Here is a 13,673-nt window from a genome sequence, read left to right as displayed (position 1 = left end):
AGGTGGAATTGGGATTGACTTAAGTCACACCCAGAGAATGAAGAATCCGATTGAGCGATCTGGCCAGCACCAGTTCAATCCAAATCACTTGAACCAGCCGTTCCCCACTCGTACCAGGTTTCCATCGGTTTTTCAGGTTTCGCCAACAAGTCAATTTGCTCAAGTGCATATCTGGCACAAAAGCGAATTTCCGGATCATCCACCTCCAATAAGTTCCGAATGATTGGGATGGCCGGGGCAGCCGCAGCACCAATTTCACCGAACGATTTGAGGATGGCACAACACGTCAACTCATCAGATTTGGGAAGCCACTCCAACACCCGCATCATCTCGGGAACGGCTTCGGCTCCGATTTTCCCAAGCGTGATAGCCGCATCAAACCGCACGGACTCAGACGCATCTTTTAGCAGGCCAACCAGTTGAGGGATTGCCGTTGCAGAGGCCGGGCCGATTTCCGCCAGACAGGCAGTCGCACCGATCTGGACGGCTGGATCTTCGTCATGAAGGGTGAGCACCAGCAGCGGAACGGCTGATGCGGCTTGTGGACCCACATAAGAAAAAATCTGAAATGCTTTTGCCCAAATGTTTCGATGGTGAAATGCTTCCACCAAATATGGAATGGCATCTGGACCAGCCCGTTTCAAGGCCCGGACAATATAAAAATCAGCCATATGGTATTCGAGGTTTTGCCCCAGTATTTCAACCAGAGCGGCAAGCCCAGACTTCCCAATACGTTGAAGCGCTGATGCGATCTTCCCTGTGCCACAAAACCTCCCATCTTTCCAGACAAAAAGATTTGTTAAAGCTGGGACTGCTTTTTCCGCCGCCACACTGAACTTTCCGATAGATTCCGCAATCTCGTCCAGGAAATATTCATAGCTGCGGTTAAAGGAAATATATCCGTCTTCCTGCTCAACTATTGTGGCTTCGAGATCCTGGCAAGCCGGGGCCACCAGGTTCAACATTTGAGGAATCACCAGATCTGGTTCCAGACCAATCTCACCCAACACACTGACTGCCCGGCGCCGTTTCTTGAGATCAGTTTCCCGCAGACACTCAATCAGCCAGGGAATCACTGATTTCAGAAAAGCTGTGACCGCTTCGCTCCGTGGTTCAATTCTGGCCAATCCAATCAGGAGATCACATTTTTCCAGACTTCCGAGGTGTGGCTGGCGAATGGCCTGCATCAAAATCGGCGCCGCCAGCGGATCTGGCTCCATATATTCCACAATCAGCCCAGGTGCACGACCTTTCTCAGCATCGGAAAAGAGGCAATTCAACACAAGACTTCGTGATGTATGAGTTTCAAGCCTCCACAGGGCCTGCGCCACCATGCGAGGAGTCTCTCGCACTTCGCTGTTCAGAAAGTTTGCCAGTATCGGCGTGGTTGTTTCTGCCAAAGCTGGGATTTGGGCCAGGAGATTGGCCGCCCAGGCATTCCATTCAGTATGAAGTAACGCCAGAATCTGACTCACAAGAGAAGGATCATTCTGGGCAAAGCAGGCCAGGAGTTTGTTCTCTATTTGCGAGAAGAATGGCCCGGTTAAAGCCCGTTCAGTCCTGGTTGTCGAGATTTCGAACAAATCCTGCCCTACCGTCTCTGGTAGTCGAAAATCTGGTTCCGCCAGATGCACCCAAATTGCGGCCAGGGTCCGAACTGGCAGGTCAGGATCGTGAAGCAATGCTTTGATTTGGGATACTGGAAGAGGAAGATTTTTGGGAAATTCGGCGAATGCTTCGAGAACGGCAAACCGGACATTTGGATCCGGATGGGCGAACAATTCCACCAGTTTTGCGACCCCTGTAGTTCCACATTTTCCAAGGCATATGGCCGCATCAGGCAACCTACTCGGTGCGTTGATCTGACCATGTAAAATTTGAACAAACGGTTCAATGAACGCTTCAACCGCAGGGGTTCTGTCAATTTCAGTCCAGGAAATTCCCTCTGGGGTGATGAACCGCACAATTCCATCACAGCAGAAATAAAGCTCATACCAGAGTTGGGGGTGGCTTTGGTCACCAACCAGCCTGAATCTACCAACAAATGGCTCATTGCCACCTGTGTTTCGGTGAATCAATCCACCCCAGCCAACACTCCCGACGATTAACAAAGTGCCATCAGAAGCAGTTTCTTCAGCCAAGTAACTGGTATCGTCAACCCATCGCTGGTGATATGGCCAAAATGGATCAACACGCAGATAGGTTAAGAGCAAACTTGTCCATCCACCGGCGGCACAGTCCAGTATTGTTCCTGCCACCTGCGAAGTATCTAAGTTCATTGATTGAAGCGCTTGAATGATGTTTGATTCAAGCTCATTGATCGAGACAGAACGTTCTTTGATTTTCATATGTTACCGGCATCAATCGTCTTTAACCGGCCTGATCTGGCCGTTGAAGGTTTGTAGACAAACAGACGGACCCCGACTTTTTACCGGACGGGTACTTTGAAAGCGGAATTAGACTTTTTTGGTGGGAAACAACGAACTTGTCAGGTTGTGTTATGGCCAATATCAATTGACCGGGCTTTGGAATTTTGATGAGTCCAAAACCTGAGGGTTCTCAAACTTGACGAAGCGGGCATCAGTTGCATTACAACCACGCCTGGGAACAAAGAAATTTTAGCCAGAAACAATTTCAAACAATTTTGACATTTGAACATCTTGTCAGCCGAAAATCGTGATTTCTTCCGGGGGGCTGAGGTCCGCAAGCACGAATATATTGAGAAGTGAAATCACCCTATGGTGTGCGATGGGACCTGTCAAGCAAAAAATATTTCCCCTGAGCAAATTTACTGTCTTGTTCCCATTCTTCATTCCCCAAATTTCGCCAAAAATACTGACATCTTCCTCAGTTGTGTGGTTGATTGAGCCAGCGCCAAAGGACATAAAGGACTGGCTGGAAGTCAATTTGGGTAAAGTTGCGTTGCCATTCCTGACTGGGAGATTCCCGATTGCGATTCGTGTCCCGAACCGGTCGCTGCTGGTCGTGTGTGGCAAGGTGGTGATATTTTGGGCGAAATTTTGGTTTGATTCTTAGTTCTTGGAAAGTATTGATTTCTAACCACTAACCACTAATCACTACTCATATTCTTCATTCTTCATTCTTCATTCTTCATTCTTCATTCTGCTATGGTGTGCCTGCTCAATTTTTTTCAGTCAGTAGAAGGAATTCCAGGATGGATGCAGCCATTGTTGCCAACAACGTCACCATCAAATTTGGTGATTTCGTCGCCGTCAATAACGTCAGTCTGTCAGTCGGTCGAGGTGAGATCTTTGGATTTCTGGGGCCAAATGGTTCGGGGAAAACCACGCTCATCAAAGCATTTTGCGGGTTGCTCAAGCCCGCCACCGGCCACGGAAAGGTACTGGGGCTTGATATTCAAAAAGAAGCCCACATCATTCGTCACCATATTGGCTACATGTCGCAAAAATTCAGTCTGTACGGTGATTTGACGGTTCGTGAAAACCTCGAATTTTATGGCGGTGTCTATGGATTGAAGGCCGAGCGGCTCGAACGGCGCATCCAGCAAGTAGTTGAACTGACCGGGATTGGCCCCTATTTGGAACGTCGTTCATCCACGCTCTCCGGTGGCTGGAAACAACGACTGGCGCTGGGATGCGCCATCATCCACGAACCGGATGTCCTTTTTCTGGATGAACCTACCGCTGGAATTGACCCGGTTGCCCGGCGTGCCTTGTGGGACCTCCTGTTTGAACTCTCAGGTCAGGGCGTCACCTTTTTTGTGACCACCCACTATATGGACGAAGCCGAACGCTGTGCCCGGGTCGGCTATATCTATCTGTCAAACCTGATTGCCATTGGCACGATTGATGAACTGACAACGCTTCCGGAGGTTTCTTCCGAGGGCTCGACCCGCCTCGAAGTCCAATGCAAACAACCTTCAGCCGCACTCTCCTATATCAAATCGCTTCCGTATGTCATGGAATCAACCATCTTTGGGCAAAACATCCACGTCCTGGTTGATAATGTAAAACCAATTGAACGGCTCAAAGCTGATTTGGAAAAAGCCAGCTTTGGTCATTCCCAAATCCAGGCCATTACGCCTTCGTTGGAAGATGTCTTTGTGACGCTGACCAATCGCATTCTGCGCGAACGCAACGGAGTCACCCAACGCCTTTCCCTATGATACTCTTTTTGAATTAGGGTTTAGGGTATCGGGTTCAGGGTTCAGGGAAAGACAATTTTTTCAACGACTTAGCTATTTTCTAATGCGCGCACTTCACTGCAAAATGGTGTGATACACTTGTATTCGCAAATAGTTAAGTACCTTACCGAAAATTCCAAGACATTTTGAACCACGAAACACACGAAATACACGAAAAGAATCAAACACTTACCAAATTCAATATCTCAGGAAACTTATGACAAAGTACTTAAGTATTCGAAAATATTATCTTTCTCTGAACCCTGAACCCGATACCCTAAACCCTGAACCCTCATTGATATGACCAAACACATTCCTCCAAGTCGCTGGTTTTCAGGAACCTGGCCGGTTTTTCGCAAGGAAGTGATTCATATTCTCAGAGACCCGGCCACGTTGCACTTTGCACTGCTCATTCCCATGCTCGAAGTCATCATGTTTGGCTATGCGCTGGATATGAAAGTCCGTCAAATCCGAACCGTGATTTACGATGCGGCCAATACTCAAGAAAGCAAACGGCTGATTGATCGGTTTATCACCACCGATGATTTTCGAATTATGAAAGTCGTCACCAGCGACAAAGAAATGTATGCGGCAGTCACCGCCGGCGAAGCCAAAGTCGCCATCAAGATCCCGGTGGATTACTCACGCCGCGTTCTGGATGGCCGGGATGCCAGCGTGCTGGTGCTGGTGGATGGGTCAGATTCGACCGTCACCAGCGAAGCCGTCAACGTGGCCAATCAGGTGACGCTTCAGGAATCGCTCCGTCAGGTTGGAAGCGGGGCCGCCCGGAGTTCTCTTCCCATCGAAGCCAGGGTTTCCGTGTTGTTTAATCCGGATATGCGCTCTCCCAACTTTCTTATGCCGGGAATGATCGCGATTTTGCTCCAGATGATCACCATTTTGTTGATTTCATTTTCGGTCGTTCGCGAGCGCGAAAACGGGACGCTAGAGCAACTCTACCTGACACCGATCAGCCCGCTGGGCATGATGGTCGGAAAGATGCTGCCTTACGGAGTTCTGGGGTTTGTTGAAATCTGCGGGATTCTGGTCTTGATGCGATATGTGTTTGAAGTGCCAATCGTGGGCAGCCTGACTTTTTTATTCCTGACTTCAATTCCCTTTTTGCTCACGGTGTTGGGGATGGGGCTGGTGATTTCCACCAAGGCTCATACTCAGGGTGAAGCCATCCAGATGGCCTCGGGAACGCTGCTTCCAACGGTTTTCCTGTCTGGTTACATTTTCGCCATAGATAACATGCCGCCGCTTTTTCAATGGATTAGCGCGGCAATACCGGCAACCTACTATATTGACTCCCTTCGTGGGATCATCCTGCGTGGCGCCGGAGTGAAGGAACTCTGGTTTAATGCGGTGATTATGTCGGTGATTGGACTGGCGGCGATTGGAGTGGCGGCATTCCAGTTCAGCAAGAAAAGTCCCTAATTCTCGTCAGTCGTCAAGTGTTGGGATTTGGGAACTCGTGTCAAGTATATTTTGTTCTATTTGAATCATTTAGGAACAATTCTTTTCAAGAATTCGACGGATTCAACGATCCGGGTTTGGTCTACTGACGACTGACGACTGACTTATCAACTACTGACGACTGACTGACCTGATTTCATTTTTTAGTGGCAACGTCCACACCCGGTATGCTTTGATTCGAAACTCGTCTTTACTTTCCTCCACACGCTATATTCCACACCTTGAACGAAGGAGACTCTCCATGGCTGATCTACGTGTCAATCTTGCTGGAATTAAATCGCCGAACCCATTCTGGCTGGCTTCGGCGCCTCCGACCAATATGGGCTCGATGGTTGAACGGGCGTTTGATGCCGGTTGGGGCGGAGCGGTCTGGAAAACCATCGGGGAGCCGATTGTCAATGTTTGCTCACGGCTGGCTTCGGTGGATTATGGACCGTACCGCATGATGGGCCTCAACAACATCGAATTGATTTCTGATCGCCCAACCGAGGTGAATTTACGCGAAATCACTGAAGTCAAACGCAAGTACCCTAACCATGCACTGATTGTGTCGCTGATGGTCGAGTCCAAACGCGAAGCCTGGCAAGACATGATGAAACGGGTTGAAGACACCGGTGCTGATGGCGTGGAGTTAAATTTCGGCTGTCCGCACGGCATGTCTGAGCGCGGAATGGGTGCGGCGATGGGTCAGGTGCCGGAATACACCTGCATGGTGACGGAATGGGTTAAGGAAGTCTCAAAACTGCCAGTCATTATTAAATTGACTCCCAATGTGACCAGCATTACTCCGCCAGCTCGCGCCGCTGTCAAAGGTGGCGCCGATGCCCTGTCACTGATCAATACCATCAACTCAATTATCGGAGTTGATATTGACACGATGATTCCTTATCCAAATGTTAACGGGCAGGCATCACACGGCGGCTATTGTGGTCCCGCCGTCAAACCAATTGCCTTGAACATGGTTTCGGAACTGGCAAATGATCCGCAGGTCAACGTGCCCATCAGCGGTATCGGAGGCATTCAAACGTGGCGTGATGCGGTGGAATTCTTCCTGCTCGGCGCGACCAACGTGCAGGTGTGCACGGCGGTGATGCATTATGGGTATCGAATTATTGAAGATTTGGTTGATGGACTTTCTAACTACCTGGATGACAAAGGGTTTGCCAGTGTTGAGGACATCATTGGCCTGAGCGTCAAGCGGATCACCGATTGGGGTAATCTGGATCTGAAATACAAAACCGTGGCTCGAATTGACCACAGCAAATGTATTCAGTGCAATTTGTGCTATATCGCCTGCGAAGACGGCGCCCATCAATGTATTCACTTCACCCAGATCAACGGGAAGCGGTTTCCGGTTGTGGATGAATCAGAGTGTGTCGGCTGCAATCTGTGCCATCTGGTGTGCCCGGCGCCAGGGTGTATCACCATGGCCCGGGTTGATAGTGGTCAGGAATCCATGACGTGGCGGGAAATGACGAATCGTTAAATATGTATCAAAAGCGATCTCAAGCCATCACACTCTGAAAGAAGGAAATCATCTCGGCAAATGCCTGATCAGTCGCGACCGGGTCGTAGCGTGGGCCTTCATCGCGCATAAAAGCGTGTTCGGCGGGAAAATACCGAACCTGGTACTTGGTTCCGGCAGCATCAAGTGCAGCATGAATAGTGGCTCGACCAGCTTCGGGGATGTGCGGGTCAAATTCTCCCCAGGCTAAGAGTAACTTGCCCTTGATGTCTCCGGCCCGCTGGAGCGACCCGGCGTTAGCATCTTGACCCAATTTTCCGTTGTGGATGCCCGTTCCATAAAAGCACACGGTTCCCAGAACATCTGGCTGGAGCGCCGCGCGAAATGAAAGATGCCCACCAATACAAAACCCACCTGCACCAAGTTTCCCAGGTGTGACCTTCGGATGGGTTTTCAGGTAATCGAGCACCGCCCGGCAATCCGCGTCAAAATCAGCGACTGGTGTTTTGGCGGCATCGTCCAGCCCACGGGTACGTCCCTCATCGTCAAACGGAATGGCCAATCCCAGCGGCTCAATCCGATGATAAATCTCAGGTGCTGCCACTACAAAGCCATACCCGGCCAATCGCTGGCAAGCCCGAACCATTGGCCCGGTCAGTTGAAAAATATCTGAATAGTACACAATTCCCGGATAAGTACCCTCGGCCTTGGGGGCCGTGACCAACATGCGCATGGGACTTCCATCAACTGGAATGTCCACATAATCCATCGTGACAATCATGTGTGTTTGCTCCTTAAACTATGAATGAATGAACGTGGTGGAATAACAGCGCGAGCAGAGCACACACTACGAAGAAGCCCCAGCAAACACAAGGAAAACTGAAGCGCAACACCTCAATAGCCTCACCAATTTTTGATAAAACGGTATTCCTTCAACTTTAGGCCCGCAGGGTCGTCGTGTAATAGCCGTGGTGCGAAGCCCACGGACCCGGCCCGCAACGAGACCCAACCCCGACAAGAACATCATTGAATGCCACCGGAAAGAGCACGGGCTTTCTTATCCTGGCGCTTATGGCCCGATACCTCCAGCCCCAAATCGCATCACCGGTTGTCCCACTCCAGCCGATCAATGGCAAGTTGAATGAGCTTTGCCCGGCTGGCAGTTCGATGACGAGTATGTTCAAACGCAATGAGTCGCTCAGCCAGAGCACGATCACCGTGAGTTCTTTGCAACAGCCGCTGGTATAACTGAGACTCAAGATGCGCTTCACGCTGAGCCTGGGTGAAAAAGCCCCCGGTTTGAAAATACCAGAACGCAACGGCGCCAAGTGCAAACATAATCAGCAACGGAACCATATTTATTTACTCCTTTAAAATGAAGTATTTAGAATTTACCTTCGTAGTGTATGCCGCAAAACGGAATACACAACCAGCCAACCAAACCCAAAGGTGATGGTCGAAACAATGACCGTTGAAAGAGCCGGGTTGACTGTTTTCCAACTCATCAGAAAATCTGGATGCTTCCAAAATGCCAGATAGACACCTGAAAGAAACGCCAGGGCAAATATCACACCCAGCGTTAACAGCTTTCTGAAATTCTGTTCTGGAACATACGCATCACGTGTTTGGATTCGTCGCTGATTGAACCACTGGTAATACCAGTAAAGCAAGCAACTGGCACCGCTCAAGGTGCTCAGGTGCTGCAAAACTTTATACACTCGAATTGTTTCCCATGGAGCTTCAACCAAAGCCGTTCTCAAAACTGGGAAGGCTGCCACACCCCAGCCGTGCTGGTGGGTAAAGGCATCCCAGATGATATGGCTGGCAGCCCCAACACCAATCAAAACAATAATTTGAAGCAACCGAGGCAATGGAGCGAATGAGAAATCATTGGGTTCATGCTCCAAACCGCCCGAAAGACCAAAGGGGAGTAATGCAAATACAGACTGTCTCAGCCATCGGTGATACACCCACAACACAGCCAGACTGGCTGGTATGCAAAAGAGAAAGATACCGGGGAATGTATGACCAAAGGGATGCCCGGTTGAGAAATTCAAAAAGTAGAGGAAATCTGGCGACATGCTCCCAATGACCAGCGGGGAGAGCCAGTTTGAGCGTCGGGCAACTGGAATAACAATCGCGGGATGGCAGAATGTAAAAGGCATCAAATGAAAGTTCGTGAAACCTATTCCGAATCATCTGGGCCGGGTTCAGACTTCTCCTTTTTTAACTCACGAACCCCTTTTACAGCTTCGGTTGCTTTCGCATCAACCTGATATACAAAAGCCTTGACGTCCTGGAACATTTCTCGCATCAACCGCCGATCTGCATCAGCATTGTCCATCGCTTGCAGAATCGCAGCTCCCAGAGCATTGAACCCGTTTCGCATTTCGACCCGGTCCGCATCCGCCTGGATCTTCATTTGGGCAATATCTTCAGTCAATTTTTCAACACTCGCAGTTAAGCTTGCCTGTGAATCAAGCAAAAATATGATTGAGCGTTCCATCTCCTCGTTCGTCATGTCCAATCACCTTCGGTTTCGAAAATTTAGTAAGGGTTTTACCGCAAGTAGCCTATTTTTTCCATTCAACCAGCAACTCCCGAAGCGCCTTTGACCCAATTACTCAACGATTTCGCGCCCTTTCGTTTCAAAAACCAGACAAGCCACCGCCCAGTCAGCCACCATTGGAATGTCCCAAGGATAGGTATCAGGATTTTACAGATTTGATTGATTTTGAAATAACACATTTGGGGAAAAGACCATTCGAGAGTCGGCCCAATCACAAGACCAACTAACAATACTGACGGAAGATCCATCAAGCCTAATAAAATAAGCCCTGGAAATCGGTTTGGTAAACATTCGTCTCCGGAATATGGCGGATTTTGTTTGTAGACTTCGACAGAAACACACTGATGGTCAGAATGAACAAACTCCCTCAAGACACGCGGTGAGTGCTGCAAAAAAAGAGCCGTATGCACACCAACCAGCACCAGGCTGAGTGAAATTTTGATCAGAAAAACTTTCAGCCGAAGCAGAAATGGGAAAAATCGGTTCACGGACAAACCCTCATTTCTTTGGAGTTGTCCCCTTTGACCCGAAAAAGCGCTCATAAGTTCCGCGTTCAGCCGTCACAAGCGTCACGAGGCGACCCTCGTCACCCACTTCGTCTGAAAAATCTTCAATTCCAATCCACAATGTTCCGATTGATTCGCCACTGGCCGTTCTGACTTCCAACTGCAGGTTTTCAACCATGGCCCGGATGTTTTGCAAGGGGCCTGATTCTTCACTTCCGACGATGTGTTCCTGGCGAAGCCGGGAAAAATCCTGAAACAGCGCTGCGTATCGCTGATAGGCTGGCAATGGGAGCAAGAGGCCGGTTCGAACACCCATTCCTTCATCTGAGAAAGCCAGGTCGGAATGCCCAACAGGTTCTCCATTACAATAAATGATGAAATTCATACAATTAAACCTGAAGTTTTCGGGCACATTCGATAGCGGCAGCCAGGAGTCGGTGACCACGAGGATCATTAAAGTTCATCCGAACACCGCCCGTGTTGGTCACATAAGCGCACCCCAGCTTCAGTGACGGAACATACCGCACAATCAGCCCGCCAGCACCGCCCCACCCATAATTGAGCGTCTGCTGGCTGTCCTGGGCGTAAAAGCGGGCCAAACCACCCTGAGTGTATTCAACCGGAGTTCCTAAAATGGAATCTTTGGCATAGCTTTCGGCCAGTTCGGCAACCAGATCGAGTGTTTCTGGATGGGCAAAAATGTGTTTCCCTTCAATTTCGCCGCCTCTGACGACCAGGGCTGCCAGTTTCGCCAGTGCCAGCGCATTTCCAACACAGGTTGAAGAAGCCATTTCACAGGCTCGCATACTTCGGTGGGTGCCAAGTTCTTGTGGAAAAACATCTTTCAGGGATACGGTGTTTAAACATCGGAACACGAGCGACTCCGGTTGGGTCAGGAATTGTTTAAAAAAGTCCACTTCGTACTCAAAAACCTGATAGCGCGGGTCATCAGGGGCAACCTCAGGGCTGGGCTGCAGTCCCGTCACGTGCATCACGCCAACGCGATCAGCCGTGGTGGGTGACACTCGATGTTCCTCGGCTTCTGGAAGTCCAAGCCAGAGATCAAGCCCCAGCGGGAGTGCCAGTTCTTCGTGCAGAAACTGGCCCATGGTTCGGTGCTGCGGGTCTACGCGACGTAACAGCGCCCCAGAATAAAGTCCGCGTGATACAGCGTGATAGGCATGGGGTGGTGCTGGCGACTGTTGGCGCCAGCTCCCGTCAGCAGGTTCAGGTTCAAAGAGTTCGGCCACATGGAGTTGTTGTTCGAGAAACAGTTCGCGTTGATCGTGGTCAAAGAGTTCGTCATCCGTGAGGTTTCGATCAAAAACTGGCAACCCTGCCCGGTGCATCATCAACTGGCGCACCGTAATTTTGGCTTTGGCTGAACCTTCCGGTGCAAATTCGGGCCAGTGATCAACAATCCGGTCATCATAGGTAAGCCACCCACGATCCACCAGCACGGCAATACACAGCGATTCCACAAATTTTGAACACGACACCAGCAACTGAATCGTGTCGGTGTCATAGGCCACAGGCGTTTCAGCAGTTTTACTCCGAACTCCTCCGGCGAGATTGACGACCATCTGGCCATCAACAAAGACGGCGAAGGCTGATCCAACGTCCCAACCACGGGTAAAATGTTCTTCAAACACCGTCTGAACCGCTTCAAATCCAGGCGCGATAAAATTCTGACTGGTCAAGGGGGAACCTCCAACATTGTCTGGTGTCAATCATTTACCTGATGACAACGGGAATTCAAGTTTTCGATGAGGGATGAGCTGATTGGTTGGGCGGATAGTGCCATAACTCGCAGGACTACAACCAGTATTTCAGAAGGAATACGCCCGCTACCATGGAGCTTACACCCAAATACACGAGGGTTGCCCAAAAACCAAACCGGTGATAAACGGATTGATTTGCACGATTTCCCTGGATGAGTAACAGCATCAGTGTCAACGACGGAGAAGCAAATATCAGAAAAAACAATCCAAGCGTTGCCATTCCGGACCAGTACCACAGTGTTTTAGTCAAGCCGACCAGGAGCCATCCGCCAACACAAAAAAAGAGCCATGCATAAGCCAGGACCGGAGGATCCGTAATCTGCTCACGTCGCATCAGTTGCACAAGCCGACACAAACCTGTCAGGCCAGCCAGGGGAAAAATCAAATAAAGGATAACCGGAATGATCGTGTGCATAAGGTGACTTCCTTTCCTTTCAAGCTTTCAGGCAAGGACGATAAAACTGGAATCCAGCAAATTGAAGAGGATTATGCAAGAACTGATTTTTCGGGATGGTGTTTAAATATCAATTTGTAGTCAATGGTCAGTAGTCAGTAGTTCGCTAACCTTATTCGATTGAATTACTTGACTATTTTCTATTACGGGAATCAGCAATTCTTAGTACAAGTCCCCATAAAAAAGGAATGAAATTCGACCACTCGCTGGCAGAAACATTGGTTTTCGCCCGGATGGGCGCTGGACAATAGCTGGTGGCAAGTGTCGCTTTGGACACGCAGCCACCGGACAGAGTCGCCATCACGGGTTCGCGCCCGGATGGGCGCTGGAACCCAATGGTAAGCGGGGGAGCCAAAAATCTCGCGGGAAACGGGACCCGAACCAGCTTCCAGCGCCCATCCGGGCGCGGACCACTGCGGACCAAAGATCCGGTGGTGTGCCCAAAGCGGCAAACCACCGGCTATTGTCCGGCGCCCATCCGGGCGAAAGCCAATTCGGAGTAACCGAATTCCCATCCCCATTTATGGGAACTTGTACTAAATTTGGAAATGAAGAGAGAGTTAAGAGTTCCGCCTTTAGGCGGCCCAGTGCTCCTTCCAACTTAAGGATAAGTACCTTACTGAAAATTTCCAGGCATTTTAACCACGGAAAACAGGGAAAAAATCAAGCACTTACCAGGTCCAATAGCCCAGGAAACTTATGACCAGGAACTTACAAAACCCGCCTAAAGGCGGAACTCTTGACTTTTCCCGCTTGATTGAAGTTGGTGTGTATTCCAATTCGGTATCTTTTTGGGTTTGAAATCGAGAATACATTCAAATAAAGAATTGCTGGTGGTCATGGTAGAAAACAGTCAAGTCATTCAATTAAAAAAACTTAGTGAACTACTGACTATTGGCTACTGACTATAAACTGATATTACTCAATTGAAGGTCAGCCGGTCAGAATTGAAAGCACCCTGACATTGAATTTTTCGCACCGTTTCTGAAGATTTAATGCTAGGATTGCGGACAATACATCATCAAAAACTCATCTGGAGGTTGGTTCTGCCGACTGACTCTTGTTCTGTGTTGCAGGTGAAAGAGCGTTCCAGATGTATCTTTTACTGATAGCAATGAACTGGTTGCGAGTTTTGAAAATTGATCTAAACCTTTGTTTTGTATATGTTAGAAGATATGAGAACTCGAGTCTCAACATACCAAAACAAAGGAGTAGATCGATGGACGTATCATCGCATAACCCCCAACCGACGCC

General features: G+C 49.3%; 12 protein-coding genes. 4 read left to right on the top strand and 8 right to left on the bottom strand.

What is annotated here, in order from left to right; translation table 11 throughout:
* Positions 1-74: 74 nt before the first annotated feature.
* Entirely contained in the window at positions 75-2,348 is a 2,274-nt protein-coding gene (locus HY774_12310; protein ID MBI4749267.1) for a HEAT repeat domain-containing protein, read from the bottom strand.
* 827 nt (positions 2,349-3,175) lie between these two features.
* On the opposite strand from HY774_12310, the gene HY774_12305 reads away from it, so the two are divergent.
* The 3 genes from HY774_12305 to preA all read left to right on the top strand — a co-directional run bounded on the left by HY774_12305 (position 3,176) and on the right by preA (position 7,130).
* The gene (locus HY774_12305; GenBank protein ID MBI4749266.1) at positions 3,176-4,147 is read left to right on the top strand and encodes an ABC transporter ATP-binding protein; all 972 of its coding nucleotides are present in this window, start codon (positions 3,176-3,178) and stop codon (positions 4,145-4,147) included.
* A gap of 318 nt (positions 4,148-4,465) precedes the next feature.
* Complete coding sequence (locus tag HY774_12300) at positions 4,466-5,605, top strand: ABC transporter permease (GenBank protein ID MBI4749265.1); 1,140 nt, start codon at positions 4,466-4,468, stop codon at positions 5,603-5,605.
* Between the two features lie 280 nt (positions 5,606-5,885).
* Positions 5,886-7,130, top strand: a complete 1,245-nt coding sequence (gene preA, locus HY774_12295) for an NAD-dependent dihydropyrimidine dehydrogenase subunit PreA (protein MBI4749264.1) — start codon at positions 5,886-5,888, stop codon at positions 7,128-7,130.
* A 19-nt stretch (positions 7,131-7,149) separates the two neighbouring features.
* Here the strand turns inward: preA and HY774_12290 are convergent, their stop codons facing one another.
* From HY774_12290 to HY774_12260, 7 genes are all read right to left on the bottom strand, one after another.
* Positions 7,150-7,890 (bottom strand): dienelactone hydrolase family protein, encoded by a 741-nt coding sequence (locus HY774_12290; GenBank protein MBI4749263.1) that lies wholly within the window; start codon positions 7,888-7,890, stop codon positions 7,150-7,152.
* Between the two features lie 320 nt (positions 7,891-8,210).
* Entirely contained in the window at positions 8,211-8,465 is a 255-nt protein-coding gene (locus HY774_12285) for a hypothetical protein (protein MBI4749262.1), read from the bottom strand.
* A 35-nt stretch (positions 8,466-8,500) separates the two neighbouring features.
* On the bottom strand, positions 8,501-9,274 hold the full coding sequence (locus HY774_12280) for a DUF4184 family protein (GenBank protein ID MBI4749261.1): 774 nt from the start codon (positions 9,272-9,274) through the stop codon (positions 8,501-8,503).
* A 20-nt stretch (positions 9,275-9,294) separates the two neighbouring features.
* Entirely contained in the window at positions 9,295-9,630 is a 336-nt protein-coding gene (locus tag HY774_12275) for a hypothetical protein (protein ID MBI4749260.1), read from the bottom strand.
* Positions 9,631-10,176: 546 nt separating this feature from the next.
* Positions 10,177-10,569, bottom strand: a complete 393-nt coding sequence (locus tag HY774_12270; GenBank protein ID MBI4749259.1) for a hypothetical protein — start codon at positions 10,567-10,569, stop codon at positions 10,177-10,179.
* 4 nt (positions 10,570-10,573) lie between these two features.
* Entirely contained in the window at positions 10,574-11,884 is a 1,311-nt protein-coding gene (locus HY774_12265) for a beta-lactamase family protein (GenBank protein MBI4749258.1), read from the bottom strand.
* Between the two features lie 115 nt (positions 11,885-11,999).
* Positions 12,000-12,380 (bottom strand): hypothetical protein, encoded by a 381-nt coding sequence (locus HY774_12260; GenBank protein ID MBI4749257.1) that lies wholly within the window; start codon positions 12,378-12,380, stop codon positions 12,000-12,002.
* Between the two features lie 293 nt (positions 12,381-12,673).
* Between HY774_12260 and HY774_12255 the strand changes: the two genes are divergently transcribed.
* A complete protein-coding gene (locus HY774_12255; GenBank protein ID MBI4749256.1) occupies positions 12,674-12,922 on the top strand; it encodes a hypothetical protein in 249 nt (82 codons plus the stop codon).
* Positions 12,923-13,673: the final 751 nt, after the last annotated feature.

The sequence above is a fragment of the Acidobacteriota bacterium genome, assembly GCA_016208495.1.
Lineage (GTDB): Bacteria > Acidobacteriota > Blastocatellia > Chloracidobacteriales > Chloracidobacteriaceae > JACQXX01.
This window is presented reverse-complemented; position numbering and strand designations above follow the sequence as displayed.

Bases quoted from the DNA above. Each gene is read 5' to 3' on its own strand.
- HY774_12280 (MBI4749261.1), bottom strand. From the start codon at position 9,274: ATGCCTTTTACATTCTGCCATCCCGCGATTGTTATTCCAGTTGCCCGA.
- preA (MBI4749264.1), top strand. From the start codon at position 5,886: ATGGCTGATCTACGTGTCAATCTTGCTGGAATTAAATCGCCGAACCCA.
- HY774_12300 (MBI4749265.1), top strand. From the start codon at position 4,466: ATGACCAAACACATTCCTCCAAGTCGCTGGTTTTCAGGAACCTGGCCG.
- HY774_12290 (MBI4749263.1), bottom strand. From the start codon at position 7,890: ATGATTGTCACGATGGATTATGTGGACATTCCAGTTGATGGAAGTCCC.
- HY774_12260 (MBI4749257.1), bottom strand. From the start codon at position 12,380: ATGCACACGATCATTCCGGTTATCCTTTATTTGATTTTTCCCCTGGCT.
- HY774_12275 (MBI4749260.1), bottom strand. From the start codon at position 9,630: ATGACGAACGAGGAGATGGAACGCTCAATCATATTTTTGCTTGATTCA.
- HY774_12310 (MBI4749267.1), bottom strand. From the start codon at position 2,348: ATGAAAATCAAAGAACGTTCTGTCTCGATCAATGAGCTTGAATCAAAC.
- HY774_12270 (MBI4749259.1), bottom strand. From the start codon at position 10,569: ATGAATTTCATCATTTATTGTAATGGAGAACCTGTTGGGCATTCCGAC.
- HY774_12305 (MBI4749266.1), top strand. From the start codon at position 3,176: ATGGATGCAGCCATTGTTGCCAACAACGTCACCATCAAATTTGGTGAT.
- HY774_12285 (MBI4749262.1), bottom strand. From the start codon at position 8,465: ATGGTTCCGTTGCTGATTATGTTTGCACTTGGCGCCGTTGCGTTCTGG.